This is a genomic window from Streptomyces sp. NPDC052016 (genome assembly GCF_044548445.1).
Lineage (GTDB): Bacteria > Actinomycetota > Actinomycetes > Streptomycetales > Streptomycetaceae > Streptomyces.
Genome location: NZ_JBIUBX010000008.1, coordinates 189,677 through 203,850 on the forward strand (window position 1 = coordinate 189,677; position 14,174 = coordinate 203,850).

General features: G+C 68.2%; 7 protein-coding genes and 4 pseudogenes. 4 read left to right on the top strand and 7 right to left on the bottom strand.

The window, feature by feature from the left end:
* The 3 genes from ACIHAR_RS12770 to ACIHAR_RS12780 form a co-directional block, all read right to left on the bottom strand.
* Positions 1–2,268, bottom strand: a complete 2,268-nt coding sequence (locus ACIHAR_RS12770) for a glycoside hydrolase family 97 catalytic domain-containing protein (RefSeq protein ID WP_400019082.1) — start codon at positions 2,266–2,268, stop codon at positions 1–3.
* 61 nt (positions 2,269–2,329) lie between these two features.
* The gene (locus ACIHAR_RS12775; protein ID WP_400019084.1) at positions 2,330–2,608 is read right to left on the bottom strand and encodes a hypothetical protein; all 279 of its coding nucleotides are present in this window, start codon (positions 2,606–2,608) and stop codon (positions 2,330–2,332) included.
* A 93-nt stretch (positions 2,609–2,701) separates the two neighbouring features.
* Positions 2,702–4,132, bottom strand: a complete 1,431-nt coding sequence (locus ACIHAR_RS12780; RefSeq protein ID WP_400019086.1) for a glycoside hydrolase family 43 protein — start codon at positions 4,130–4,132, stop codon at positions 2,702–2,704.
* 465 nt (positions 4,133–4,597) lie between these two features.
* On the opposite strand from ACIHAR_RS12780, the gene ACIHAR_RS12785 reads away from it, so the two are divergent.
* From ACIHAR_RS12785 to ACIHAR_RS12795, 3 genes and pseudogenes are all read left to right on the top strand, one after another.
* Complete coding sequence (locus ACIHAR_RS12785) at positions 4,598–6,022, top strand: family 43 glycosylhydrolase (RefSeq protein WP_400019158.1); 1,425 nt, start codon at positions 4,598–4,600, stop codon at positions 6,020–6,022.
* Positions 6,023–6,089: 67 nt separating this feature from the next.
* A complete protein-coding gene (locus tag ACIHAR_RS12790; protein ID WP_400019089.1) occupies positions 6,090–8,396 on the top strand; it encodes a beta-L-arabinofuranosidase domain-containing protein in 2,307 nt (768 codons plus the stop codon).
* A gap of 43 nt (positions 8,397–8,439) precedes the next feature.
* A pseudogene (locus tag ACIHAR_RS12795) lies at positions 8,440–9,277 on the top strand (helix-turn-helix domain-containing protein).
* Here the strand turns inward: ACIHAR_RS12795 and ACIHAR_RS12800 are convergent.
* The 4 genes and pseudogenes from ACIHAR_RS12800 to ACIHAR_RS12815 form a co-directional block, all read right to left on the bottom strand.
* Positions 9,274–10,002 (bottom strand): FadR/GntR family transcriptional regulator, encoded by a 729-nt coding sequence (locus ACIHAR_RS12800; protein ID WP_400019091.1) that lies wholly within the window; start codon positions 10,000–10,002, stop codon positions 9,274–9,276. The pseudogene ACIHAR_RS12795 and the gene ACIHAR_RS12800 overlap by 4 nt on opposite strands.
* Positions 9,993–10,624, bottom strand: a pseudogene (locus ACIHAR_RS12805) (aldo/keto reductase); the annotation flags it as partial. The pseudogene ACIHAR_RS12805 and the gene ACIHAR_RS12800, both read right to left, overlap by 10 nt.
* A 37-nt stretch (positions 10,625–10,661) precedes the next feature.
* Positions 10,662–11,325: pseudogene (locus tag ACIHAR_RS12810) on the bottom strand (zinc-binding dehydrogenase); the annotation flags it as partial.
* 8 nt (positions 11,326–11,333) lie between these two features.
* Positions 11,334–11,540: pseudogene (locus tag ACIHAR_RS12815) on the bottom strand (sugar ABC transporter substrate-binding protein); the annotation flags it as partial.
* Between the two features lie 270 nt (positions 11,541–11,810).
* On the opposite strand from ACIHAR_RS12815, the gene ACIHAR_RS12820 reads away from it, so the two are divergent.
* On the top strand, positions 11,811–14,042 hold the full coding sequence (locus ACIHAR_RS12820) for an alpha-L-fucosidase (RefSeq protein ID WP_400019093.1): 2,232 nt from the start codon (positions 11,811–11,813) through the stop codon (positions 14,040–14,042).
* Positions 14,043–14,174 lie beyond the last annotated feature (132 nt).

Here is a 14,174-nt window from a genome sequence, read left to right on the forward strand (position 1 = left end):
TCACGAGACGGTGAACATCTGGTGGCCCGTGCCGTCGAACGGGCGTTGCTCCAACTGGTCGCCCTGGGCGCTGCCCGCGGTGAGGTAGAGGCCGCTGTGGCGGTTGAGGAGCCGGATACGGCCGTTGCCCGCGTCTTCCGCCAACCATTCGTCGTTGGTGTTGGCGTTGGCTTCGTACGGGTACTGGACGGCCTTCGCGCCGGCGTCGCGGGAGGCCCACCTGATGACGACGTCCTTGCCACTCGCCTGGTTGACGATCCGCGTGTATCCGTCGCCGAAAGGCATGAACGCGAAGCGCTGGTTGGTGCCGCCGGTGCTTGGCCAGCGGATGATCGCGGCGTCGTTCGCGAGGCTAGCGCTCTTCACGTCGAGTACCTGGCTGCTGCCGGCGACGGTCACCGTGCGGTTCCCGGTCGGGATGACCGGGACCCTGGTCAGCCTGACCACATGGCCGCCGTTGGCCACGACCGGGACACTCAGCGTGTCACCGGCCTGGACGACCTTGCTGGTGCGGGTCAGGCCGTTGGAGCCGTCGGTGGTGATCTCCGCGTGCCAGGTACCGGAGCCGAGGAACGTGGTCGGGTAGCTGATGGTGGTGGCGCCGCCGCGCCGGAAAGCCCCGACGAACCACCGGTCGCCGTCACGGCGCGCGATGACCCCTCCGGTGAGCGGGTCGCCCGAGACGTACTTCGTCTCGTCCCACACGGTCGGCAGCATGCGCAGCCACCGCTGTGCCTCGGGCCGGGCCTGGTAGTCCGAGATGCGGCTGCCGGGCAGCATGATGCCGCTGTCCAGGAGTACGCCGAGGGCGAGTTCGGCGGCGTCGCTGTTCGGGTTGCGCTGCTGGAAGCTCATCGGCGAGTAGTCGGCCGGGCCCAGTACGCCGCGAGTGAACGGGAGCGCGGCCACGTGCCCGATGTCCCGGCCGCCGGGGTATTCCTCGCCCCGGACGGCCTCATTGGTCAGCACGTGCGGCCAGGTGCGGTGGACGCCGACGGACAGGCGCGAGCCGTGCAGGTCGACCATCAGCCTGTACCGGGCGGTGTCGGCCAGGGCCGCGTCGTACCACTGCTGACGGGCCCGGGTCTCGGAACCCATGAAATCCATCTTGACGCCGACGACACCCCACCCGGTGATCTTGGTGAACTCGGCGTCCCGCTCGGCGGCGGTGTCCAGGTCCTGCCAGTGGTACCAGAGCATGATCCGCACGCCGCGCTCCCGGGCGTAGGTCACGAGTTCGGGAATGATCGCCTGATTGGCCTTCCACCCGTCGTCCACCAGGAGATAGGGCCAGCCCTGCGAGGAGGCGTAGTCGGCCCACTGCTTGAGCTTGGTCAGGTCGCGCTGGGTGTCGTACATGCCGTCCAGCCACGGCCACGCGGCGACGCCCGGCTTGATCCACGAGGTGTCGGAGACCTTCGACGCGGGCGCGACGTCGTCGACCAGTGTGGACTCCACGATCGTCGCCGTGCTGCCGATGGTGGCAGTGCGCCACGCTGTGGTGAACGCGCCGGATCGCACGACCTGCGCGTCGGCCAGCGCGACCGTGAACCGGCCGGTGCCCTGGGTGTGGGTGAACCAGCCACCCGCATAGCCACCGTCCACACCGGACTCGGCGAGCAGCACCCGCGCGCCATCGGTCTGCTGGGCCAACACGCCCATGTCGTAGGAGCCCGTCGGGACGTCGGCGACCGTAGAGGTCACATAACCCCTCTCGTGATCGGGGCTGAACACCTGCCGGGACAGCTGGGCGTCGGTCGGCAGCTCGAACGACGTCGCCTCGCTCAGCACGGTCGCACCCGACGGCAGCTCGTAGCGCAGCGCCATTCCATCCGCGGACGTGCGAACGTGCACGGTCATCTGCTCGGAGCCCTTCGCGAACACCAGTCTCGTCTCGGTCGCGGACCGCGTCCGGACGCGGGACTTCCCCGCTTCGACCTCGTAGCTGTACGAGACGGGCGTATCCGTGCGTCTGACGAACTCCAGGCCGGTGGTGAAGTCGGCCTGGCTGGTCATCAGCCCGATCGGAGCGGATATCAGGGCTTGGCGGCAGTTCCAGGTCGCGCCGAGCGACAGGCCGCCGTTCGCGTCCAGCGCCACGGTGGCGCGCACGCCGTCACAGCCGGTCTGTGCGACACCGGGCTGGACCGAGGTCCAGTTGCCCGGCGTGGCGGCGGATGCGGGCACCGCAGTGACCGAGCCTATGCCGGAGAGGACGGCGACGGCCGTACCGGCGACTCGAATCCCGCTTCGTTGGAGGAATCTCATGCGGCCTTCCGGTGGCTGCAGGTGGCCCGCCGCGTACTTCTCGCGCCGGGAGTCGGAGGGTTCAGGCCCAGGGGCTGACCGCCGTGAAGGAACTGTCGGCGTGGGAGGTGGCGTTGTCCTGGTAGGGATCGGGGGTGGAGACCGACTTGCCGGTGTGGTTGGCCGCCGTGGTGCCGGATCCGATGGAGCCCGGGGTGATGGTGGCCAGGCCGTCGGTGATCTCCGCCGCCTGGGCGGGTACGGCCGGGCCGGCAAAGCCCCACAGGAGCGAGGCGACGGCCACGGTGGCCGGAGCGCCCGGCCGGAATCTCCGGCGGCCGGGAAGTCTCACGCTGTGCATGGGTTCACATCCCTGAAGAAGACATGTCTGTGGCGAGGCGTGGTCGGGCGTCGGGGTCGCCATGAGGGCGCCGGAATCCCTGTCGGCGTCGGGTCAGCTCGTCACGCGGAAGGTGGCGTCGCCGCGGGCCGTCGCGGTGGTGATCGGGTCGAGGCGGAGTTGGTAGGCGTAGTGGCGAATGTGGCGGTCGGGGTGGTTGTACGACTGGAAGGACGACCAGCTCGAGTCGGCGAGCCCGGCGACCTGGCGGAAGGTGGCGTCGGCGGCGAACTGGGGGGTGCCGTCGTTGTAGGCCAGCTGGAGGTCGTAATGGGAGTGCCGCAGGAAGTAGCCGGGGTAGTTCACCGACTCGAAGGAGACGGTGCCGGAGCCCGTCAGGCCGGGCCTCAGCCGGAACTGGGCGTCCGGGCCGGCGATGTTCTGGTCGATGCGCACGTCGAAGTCGGCGTGCCTCACGTACCGGTCCTGGAAGTTGTACGACTGGAGCCGCTTGGCCGGAGTGTTGGGCCAGCGGGCGAGCATGCGGCTCTCCTCGGCGGCCGTCAGGTTCAGGATCGAGCCGTGGCGCTTCTTTGTGCCGCCCATGTTGTAGCTTCCCGATGCCGGGAGCCGATAGGTGCCCGAGGCGGACGGGTCGGTCGTCGTGACCGGCATGTACCCGCGGCCGGAGGCGTACTGGTCGAGGTAGAGGGTCCACTCGTTGCGGTCCCGGAACTTCATCCACATCGGACCCTCGACCTGGGAACCGGTCAGGCCGATGCCGGAGAGGTTGCCGAGGTTCGTCCACGTACCGAGGATCGAGTTGCTGCCCTCCAGTGTGATCTGGCCGTCGCCGGAGGCCCGTACGTAGCGGTAGTCGCCGACGCCGGCCGGCAGCTCGACGATCTGGGTGTCGATGATCTCCTGGGTGCCGGGGCGCTCGATGTAGATCCGCGGGGTGGTGATGGTGCGGAAGTCGCGGGTGTGGGCGTAGTAGATGCGGTGCTTCTTTACGCCGTTGACTGGCTTGTTCGTCGCCCAGTACAGGACGTAGTCGTTGGTGGCCGGGTTCCAGATCGCCTCCGGCGCCCACGCGTTGCGCCCGTCGGAGATCGACCCGGCGACATTGAGCAGCCACGGCTCCGACCAGTTGACCAGGTCCGTCGACTCCCACACCACAAGGCTGCGGCTGCCGTTGTAGATGGCGGTGTCCCAGTTCTGCCCGCAGCCGATGCACAGGTCGGTCGCGATGATCCAGTACTTGTCGCCGCCCGGGGAGCGAACCAGTGCGGGGTCGCGCACGCCGCGGGTGCCGACCGTTGAGCGCAGGGTCGTCTCGCCGCCGTTGACGTCACGCCAGTTGAGGCCGTCCGTGCTGTGCGAGAAGTAGATCTGCTGACCGGTCGCCCCCTCACCGATGAAATGCGCCATCAGGTAGCCCGGGTCGGCAGCGGCCGCCCGGTCCGGTGTGGTCAGGGCCTGGCCGGTGAAGAGGAGGCACGCGGCGAGCAATATCGCCGACAGCCGGGCGCAAAGCGCGGACATGCACATCTCCTGTCGTTCTGCCGTGGTGACGGCGGGGCCGGACGATGCGGTTGGCTGATCCGAGCGGGGGTGGGCGCGGCGCAGCAGGACGGTTGGTGGTTTCTCGGCGACAGCTGTTGCGCCCGGCCGCGTTCCCTCCCGGTGGTCGGCCGGGGGCAGCCGCCGCAGCCAACTCGCTGTCTCCCCAGTCGAGTTGTGCGACATATCGAACTGCGTTCGTAAGATCGGGCAGACAATAGGTGGGCGAAACAGAGTGCGTCAATACATCCGACCTGACCGAGCTCGGGCGCCGGAACCTCCGTCTCCGCCGCCTTCGAGACCTCGGGCCGCCTTTTGTGACAGAAGCGTTGACCCGGGCAGGTGCAGGATCTATCTTCTGGCCGAGTTTACGAACGGCGTTCGAAATACCGGCACCAGAGGGAGTACTCCGTGAGACCTGCGCTCACCCGACGAACGGTCCTCGGCATGATCGCCGGCTCGGCCGCCGCCACCGTCACCGGCGTCTCGGCCGGCACCGCCTACGCCGCCGTGCCCGCGTCACCCGGTGTGACGTACACGAACACCGTCGCCGAGCAGCGGGCCGACCCGCACATCTTCAAGCACACGGACGGCTTCTACTACTTCACCGCCACGGTCCCGGCGTACGACCGGATCGTGCTGCGCCGGGCCACCACGATCCAGGGGCTCACGTCGGCCGCTGAGACCACCATCTGGACCAAGCACGCCACCGGTGAGATGGGCGCCCACATCTGGGCGCCGGAGATCCACTTCATCGACGGCAAGTGGTACATCTACTTCGCCGCCGGCGCCGCGAACGATATCTGGAGGATCCGGCCCTACGTCCTGGAGTGCACCGCCGCGAACCCGATCACAGGCACCTGGACGGAGAAGGGCCGTATCGCACTGCCGCTGGACACCTTCTCCCTGGACGCGACAACCTTCGCCGTCAACGGCACCCGCTACCTCTCCTGGGCGCAGCACAACCCGGCCGTCGGCCGCGGCACCAACATCTACATAGCGCGGATGTCCAGCCCGTGGACCATCACCGGCACACCGGTCATGATCAGCCGGCCGACCGCCTCGTGGGAGACCGCCGGAGGCGAGACGGTCAACGAGGGCCCGGCTGTGATCCAGCGGGGCGGCAAGGTCTTCATGACCTTCTCGGCCAGTGCCACCGACGCCAACTACTGCATGGGCATGCTGACCGCGTCCGCTTCGGCCGACCTGCTGAGCGCGTCGTCGTGGGCCAAGACCGCGAACCCGGTCTTCGCCAGCAACGCCGCCACCAGCCAGTACGGCCCCGGGCACAACCAGTTCACGGTCTCCGAGGACGGCAAGTCGGACATCCTCGTGTACCACGACCGCAGCTACAGGGACATCAGCGGTGCCCCGCTCAACGACCCCAACCGCCGCACCCGCGTCCAGAAGATCTACTGGAAGGCCGACGGCACACCCGACTTCGGCATCCCGGTCGCCGACGGCCTCACCCCGATCCGGCTCTCCTCGTACAACTTCCCCGACCGGTTCATCCGGCACTGGGAGTACCGCGCCAGGATCGAGCCCAACGTCTCCCCGCTGGCCGACTCGCAGTTCCGTGTCGTCACCGGTCTCGCCGGCACGGGCACCGTCTCCCTGGAGTCGGCCAACTTCCCCGGCTACTTCCTGCGCCACAAGAACTACGAGGTGCGGGTGGAGAAGAACGACGGAACGTCGCTGTTCGCCGGTGACGCCTCCTTCACCGCCCGGGCCGGCCTCGCGGACTCCGCCGGGGTCTCGTACGAGTCGTTCAACCTCCCGGGCCGCTACATCCGCCACTACGACTACCTGCTGCGGGTCCAGGCCCTCAGCACGGCGACCGACCGGGCCGACGCCACCTTCTACACCCAGTGAGCCACCACTGCGGCCTGTTACCCCGCGGGCGGCTTCGACGGACTCTCTCGTCACGAAAGGGTGCAAGATGTCTTCCTCGATCAGCAGACGGCACCTCCTGCAAGTAGCCGGGGCCACCGCCGCCGCCTCTGCCACCGGATCCTTACTGGGCAGTTCTCCCGCCCACGCGGCCATACCGCCCGCGAGGGCCGACATCGGGGTCTCCGCGCACCCCTTCGAACTCGGCCAGGTCCGGCTCACCGCGAGCCGGTGGCTGGACAATCAGGACCGTACGCGGAACTACCTGCGGTTCGTCGATGTCGACCGGCTGCTGTACAACTTCCGCGCCAACCACCGGCTGTCCACCAACGGCGCGGCTGCCACCGGCGGTTGGGACGCGCCGGACTTCCCCTTCCGCACCCACGTCCAGGGGCACTTCCTCACGGCATGGGCACAGCTGTACGCCGTGACCGGGGACACCACCTGCCGGGACAAGGCAACCCACATGGTCGCGGAGCTGGCCAAGTGCCAGGCCAACAACAGCGCCGCCGGTTTCAACGCCGGCTATCTCTCCGGCTATCCCGAGTCCGACTTCACCGCTCTCGAGCAGCGGACCCTGACCAACGGCAACGTGCCGTACTACACCATCCACAAGACCCTCGCCGGCCTGCTGGACGTATGGCGCCACATCGGCAGCACACAAGCCCGGGACGTGCTGCTCGCCCTGGCGGGATGGGTCGACTGGCGCACCGGCCGGCTGACCGCCCAGCAGATGCAGACCATGCTGGGCACCGAGTTCGGCGGCATGAACACCGTGCTGACCGATCTCTACCAGCAGACGGGCGACGCGCGGTGGCTCACCGCCGCCCGGCGGTTCGACCACGCCGCGGTGTTCGACCCGCTGGCGTCCAACCAGGACCAGCTCAACGGACTGCACGCCAACACGCAGGTGCCCAAGTGGATCGGCGCCGCCCGGGAGTACAAGGCCACCGGCACCACCCGCTACCGGGACATCGCCACCAACGCCTGGAACATCACTGTCAACTCGCACACCTACGCCATCGGCGGCAACAGCCAGGCAGAGCATTTCCGCGCACCGAACGCCATCGCCGGCTACCTGAACAGGGACACCTGCGAAAGCTGCAACACCTTCAACATGCTCCTCCTCACCCGGGAGTTGTTCGCGCTGGACCCGAACCGGGTCGAGCTGTTCGACTACTACGAGCGGGCGTGGCTGAACCAGATGATCGGCCAGCAGAACCCGGCCGACAACCACGGCCACGTCACCTACTTCACCCCGCTCAACCCGGGAGGCCGACGCGGTGTGGGCCCGGCGTGGGGCGGTGGCACCTGGAGCACCGACTACGGCACCTTCTGGTGCTGCCAGGGCACGGGCCTGGAGATGCACACCAGGCTGATGGACTCCATCTACTTCCGCAGTGACAACACGCTGATCGTGAACCTGTTCGTGCCCTCGGTACTCAACTGGTCAGAGCGCGGAATCACGGTCACCCAGACCACGACATACCCCGTCAGCGACACCACGACCCTGCAGGTCACCGGCAACGTCAGCGGAACCTGGGCCATGCGCATCCGCATCCCTGGCTGGACCACCGGGGCCACTGTCAGCGTCAACGGCGTCGCGCAGAACATCAACACCACCCCCGGCAGGTACGCCACCCTGAGCCGCTCGTGGGCCTCCGGCGACACGGTGACCGTCCGCCTGCCCATGCGGGTCATCATGCGAGCGGCCAACGACAACCCGAACGTCACCGCGATCACCTACGGCCCGGTGGTCCTGTCCGGCAACTACGGCAACTCCGCGCTCAGCTCGCTCCCGACGCTGAACACGTCCTCCATCACACGGACCAGCAGCAGTTCGCTCGCCTTCACCGCCACCGCCAACGGCTCCACCGTCAACCTGGGCCCGTTCCACGACGCGCACGGCCACAACTACGCCGTCTACTGGAACACCAGCGGCACCGTCCGTCTCGCCAACGTGGGCAGCGGTCTCGTGCTGGGCATCCAGAACATGTCCACGGCCGACGGTGGCCGTGCTCTGCAGTGGCACGACTCGGGCACCGCCGACCACGACTGGCAAATGATCACCGACGGAAACGCGGTCCGCTTGCGAAATGTCCACAGCGGCAAGGTGCTCGGCGTCCAGGACATGTCCACGACAGACGGCGCGACCGTCCTGCAGTGGTCGGACAACGGCACCGCCGACCACAGATGGACGCTGCTCGACCAGGGAGACGGGACCTACAAGATCCGCAACGCCAACAGTGGCAAGTTGCTCGCCATCGCGAACAACTCGACCGCTGTCGGCGCGTTCGCAGTCCAGGACTCGGACAACGGCACCACCGACAACCGGTGGCGCATCTTGAGGGACTAGGTGTATTGATCACGAGCGTTGTTGACAGTCGCCGGGCTTGGTCATGGCGAAGACCTCCGGTGTGGTGGAGCTGTCTAGGACTGCACCGCACGGAGGTCTTCTTGTCCCACCGTATGCCCGGCTGACCGTTCACGGCAGGCGCCTGCTGGTTGAACGTGTTCGTACCGGTCGGCCGGTCGCGCATGTCGCCGCCGAGACGGGTATATCCCGCACCACGGCCCACAAGTGAGTACGGCGGTTCGCCGCCGAGGGCGAATCGGGACTGCGTGACAGGCCCAGCAGGCCACGCACGACCCCGCACCGCACCCCGGCGTCGGTGGAGGCCCGGGTATGCCGGCTGCGGCAGGAGCGCAAGCTGGGCCCCGCCCGTCTCGGCCCCATCCTCGGACTGCCCGCTTCGACCGTGCACCGCATCCTGCTCCGGCACGGACTGAACCGGCTCGCGTTCATGGACCGGCCCACCGGACAGGTCATCCGCCGCTACGAACGCGCCCGGCCCGGCGAGCTGGTCCACGTCGACGTCAAGAAACTCGGCCGCATCCCCGACGGCGGCGGCCACAAGACGCTGGGCCGCCAGGCCGGCCGCGCCACCCGCGGCGGCATGGGCTTCGACTACATCCACTCAGCCGTCGACGACCACACCCGCCTCGCCTCCAGCGAGATCTACCCCGATGAGAAGGTCGCCACCTGCGCGGGCTTCCTCACCCGCGCGGCCGCGTTCTTCCACGCGCACGGCATCACCCGCATCGAGCGCGTGCTCACGGACAACGCCTCGGCCTACGACTTCCTCCACGCCTACAACTACCACCGCTGCCACACCGCCCTCGGAGGCCAGCCACCGATCAAGCCGTGTCAACAACCCTGCGGGTCAATACAACTAGGGCCTGTGTGACGCTGGCGTCCCGAAGGGGAGGGGTTCGCCCGAGCGCAGGTGTTCCCTCAGCCACTGCTCGGTGTTGCTCACGTGCAGCAGTGCGGCGGCCTGGCTGAGGGCGGCGTCACGGGCGGACAGGGCGTTGAAGATTGCCTCGTGCTCGGCGAGGGTGCGGACCGCGGCCTGGGTGTCGACCAGGCCGCGCCAGATGCGGGCGCGCAGGGTGCGGCCGGAGATCCCTTCCAGGAGGGTGAGGAGGGTCTCGTTGCCCGTGGCCGAGACGACCGCGCGGTGGAAGGCGGCGTCGTGGGCATTGAGCTGTTCCACGTCGTCGCGGGCTTCGCGCATGGCGTCCAGGTGCCGCTTCACTTCGGCCAGCTGGGCGTCGGAGATCCGGGTGGCGGCAAGGGCCGTGGCCATCGGTTCGAGGAGCCGCCGTACCTCCATGAGGTCCTGCAGGGCGACCGAGTCGCCCTGCAGCAGCTCCACCGCGCCGCCGAGACCCTCCAGGAGCAGGCTCGGCTGCAGGCTGGTCACATAGGTGCCGTCGCCTCGCCGGACCTCCAGAACCCGCGCGACGGCCAGTGCCTTGACCGCTTCCCGGGCGAGGTTGCGGGACAGTCCCAGCTGGGCGGCCAGGTCCGGCTCCGGCGGTAGCTTCGATCCCGGAGGCAGCGCACCGGTCCGGATCAGCTCACGGATCTGCTCGATGGCCTTGTCCGTCAGAGACACCGCGCACCCCTCCCCCCACCGTGCCCCGCGAGCACGTCCGACCTGATCAGCCCCTGAGTGCGGAGATCGTCCCGGAGGTTGTCGGGGACGCGCTGATCATGGAGTTCCACGTTTCGTCCGACCTGTTCCGGAGTCCGCATGCCGAGGGTGACGTTGATGATACTGGGATGCGTGTACGGGAAGGCGATCGCGGCGGCTGGCAGGATGGTGCCGTGCGCCTCGCAGACCTCGGCGATCTCCCGGGCGCGGGCGACCAAAGCCGGCGGGGCGTCCTGGTAGTCGTACTTCATGCCCTCGGTGGGCCGGTCGCGGGAGAGCAGTCCGGAGTTGAACACGCCCACCGCCACCACGCTCTTGCCGAGTTCCCGCGCGGCGGGCAGGACGTCGTCCAGCGCCGACTGGTCCAGAAGTGTGTAGCGCCCGGCCGGCATCACCACGTCGGCGGCCGTCTCGCGCAGGAAGCGGGCGAGCATCGCCGACTGGTTCATGCCGGCGCCGATCGCGCCGACCACGCCCTGGTCGCGCAGCTCCGCGAGCGTGGGCATGGCCTCCTCGGCGCCTGCCGCCAGTGGTCGTCCGGATCATGCAGGTAGACGATGTCGAGACGCCGCGCCGGGCTCCGGTGACGACGGCGAGCTTCCCGGTGAGGTCGAAGGCGGTCATGCGGCGGCTCCCTGGGTGTCGTCGGTGCAGTCGACGAGGATCTTCATCACGTCGCCGCCGCCCTCCAGGCCTCGAAGGCGGCGGATGCCTGCGTGAGCGGCACGACCTTGCTGATCAGCCGCTCGGCCGGAATGGTGCCGTCGTCGACCAGGGTCACCGCCTTCTCGAAGTGAGTTCGCGCCAGAAGAAGCGGTGCAGGTTGACCTCGCGGCGTCGGGGGTGGATGGCGACGAGGCACAGACGGCCGCGCACGCCCAGCACGTCGACCGCCGTGTCCACGCCGCCCGCAGCGCCGGACACCTCGAAGGCGACGTCCGCGCCCGCGTCTGCTGTCCACTGCCGCACCAGCTCCGGCACGTCGACGTCGGCCGGGTTCCACGCCGTCAGTCCCAGCTCCTCGGCCAAGAGCCGACGGTGGGCGCTCAGCTCGACCACCCGGACCTCAGCGCCCGCCGCTGGCGCGGCCAGCGCGATGAGGATGCCGACCGGGCCGCCGCCGACCACGACCACCTTCTCGCCCTCGGCGATCTCGGCCCGGCCCACGTCGTGCACGGCGACCGCCGTCGGCTCGACGAGCGCGGCCCGGTCCAGGGGAAGGGAGTCGGGCAGCCGGATGAGCGTCGAGGCGGGCACAACCCAGCGCTGCTGCATGGTGCCCGGGGGCATCGCTTCAGATCCAGTCCCAGCTCCTTGGCGTACTGGGGCGTGTACTTGATGTAGGAGTTCCAGAAGTCGGTGTCGGAGCGCGGGTAGTCGACGCCGACCAGCGGGGTGTCACCCGACGACGCCGAGGTGGTGGAGCCGCTGCCGCACGCGCTGAGCAGCGCCAGTGCGGACAGAGCGGAGACGGCGGAGCAGCCCGAAGAGGGAGAGATTCATCCATCAATCGGCGCCACTCGACGACTCGAACTGGCCATGGAGCACTGTCAGACATGCGATGTTTGACCAGCGTCAATTCCACTCAAAAGGAACTCACATAGGCCAAACTGCTTTGCCCTACAGGGCTTTTCATCCCTGCACGCTGGTTGACATCCCGGGGAGACATGACCGACCTTCGTGCGTAACACGTGGCGCCCCATGCACAGCTGCCACGCCGACTCGTGTCCCCTGCCTTCCCCTGTCCTCTCTGCACCAGGGATGTGTCCATGCCGAGTCCGATCAACAGACGCCACTTCCTGGCCGGCGCCACATGTGTGGCCGCGGCAACCGTGACCGGAGGTTTGTTCAGCGCCGGTGTCGCCCACGCGGCACCCAGCACGTACACGCCCGACTGGAACTCGGTCGACCAGCACCCGCCGGCCCCGGAGTGGTTCCAGGACGCGAAGTTCGGGATCTACTTCCACTGGGGCGTCTTCAGCGTCCCGGCCTTCGGCAACGAGTGGTACCCGCGCAACATGTACCGGGCCGGCGACACCGCCAACCAGCACCACATCGCGACCTACGGCCAGCCAACGGCGTGGCCGTACCACAACTTCATCAACGGTGCTCGGGACCTGGCGGGCAACTTCGTGAAGTTCACGCCGAAGCTGAAGTCGGCCGGCGGGAAGTTCGACCCCGACGAGTGGGTACAGCTGTTCGTCGACGCCGGCGCCAGGTTCGCCGGCCCGGTCGCCGAGCACCATGACGGCTTCTCCATGTGGGACAGCCAGGTCAACGAGTGGAATTCGGTGAAGAAGGGCCCGGGTCTTGACCTGCTGAAACTCTTCTCAACTGCCATCCGCGCCAAGGGCCTCAAGCTGCTGGTGGCCATGCACCACGCGTACAACTTCACCGGCTTCTACGAGCACGTCCCCGCTCAGACGGACCCGAGCCTCAAGAAGCTCTACGGGCAGCTGGGCTCGGCCGCGGAGAACCAGCTCTGGTTCGACAAGCTCAGGGAGGTCGTCGACCGCGCCCAGCCCGACATCCTGTGGCAGGACTTCAATCTGGACGCCGTCGACGAGCAACAGCGCCTCAACTTCCTGGCGTACTACTACAACCAGGCCATCAGCTGGGGCCGTGAGGTCGTCACCACGTACAAGGACGGTATGAACGGCAAGGGCGAGGTCTTCGACTACGAGCGTGGCGGCCCGGCCGACCTCACCACCCCCTACTGGCTGACCGACGACAGCATCTCCAGCAGCAGCTGGTGTTACACGCAGGGCATCGGCTACTACAGCATCCAGCAGATGCTGCACTCGTTCATCGACCGGGTCAGCAAGAACGGCAACATGCTGCTGAACATCGCGCCGATGGCCGACGGCACCATCCCCCAGGCGCAGAAGGACATCCTGCTCAGTATCGGGGACCACCTGAACCGCTTCGGTGAGTCGGTGTACGCGACCCGCGCCTGGGCGGCGTACGGCGAAGGCCCGACGAAGATGGGCGGCGGCTCGTTCACCACCCCGCACGCCGGCACGCCGCAGGACATCCGCTTCACCCGCAACAAGGCCAACAATGTCCTGTACGCCACCGTCCTGGGCTGGCCGGGCAGCTCGCTGACGATCAAGACCCTCGGCTCGGACCGGATCAACCTCTCGTCGCTGTCCTCGGTGAAGCTCCTCGGCACCACCGCCGGCACCTACATCGACCTGCCCACACCGACCCAGAACTCCTCCGGCCTCACGGTCACCCTGCCGTCCTCGGCGCCGTACAGTGCGAACGCCTACGTCCTGAAGCTCTCTTTCTCCGGCACGATCCCGGGCCTGCGGCCGCTCGCCGGCGCCATCGGCTTCAAGGACGTCAACTACACCGGCGACCACGCCGTGCTCCCCGTCGGCGACTACTCCGCGGCCGACCTGACCGCGGCCGGGCTGGGCGCGCGCACCCTCTCCTCCCTCCGGCCGGCCCCCGGCTACCGGGTGATCGGCTACTCCGGAGACAACTTCACCGGCACCCCTTGGACCTTCACCGCCGACAACCCCGACCTCAGGGCTACCGGCAACAACGACCAGATCACCTCGCTGAGGGTCCAGTTCAACCCGGCGACGTACTTCCGGATCAGCAACGTCACCAACGGCCTCGCCCTGGACAGCGGTGGCAACGCCGCCTCCGGGTCCAACCTCAAGCAGTGGACCTGGGACGGCAGTCCCAACCTGCAGTGGCATGCGGAGGCGGTCGGAGGCGGCTACTACCGGCTGGTGAACCGCACGAACGGCATGGTCGCCGACGGCTGGGGCGCCACCGCCGACGGCTCTCCGGCTCGACAGGCCGCCTGGAACGGCGGCACCAACCAGCAGTGGAAGATCACCCACCGGGGCGGCGACAGCTACTCGATCGCCAACCGCACCACCGGTTTGGTCCTCGACGGCGGCGGCAAGGTCGACTCGGGCTCCGTCACCAAGCAGTGGACGTACGGCAGCAACACCAACCTGCTGTGGACCTTCACTGCCGTCTGATCCTCGGGACGCGCGAGCGGCTGCGGCAGCGTACTCCTCGTACGCTGCCGCAGCCGTCACGCTGCCGCCCGGCAACCCCTCCTGCCACCCCGCGTACGAACTGCGCATCGACACGCCGGGGGTGACCACGGT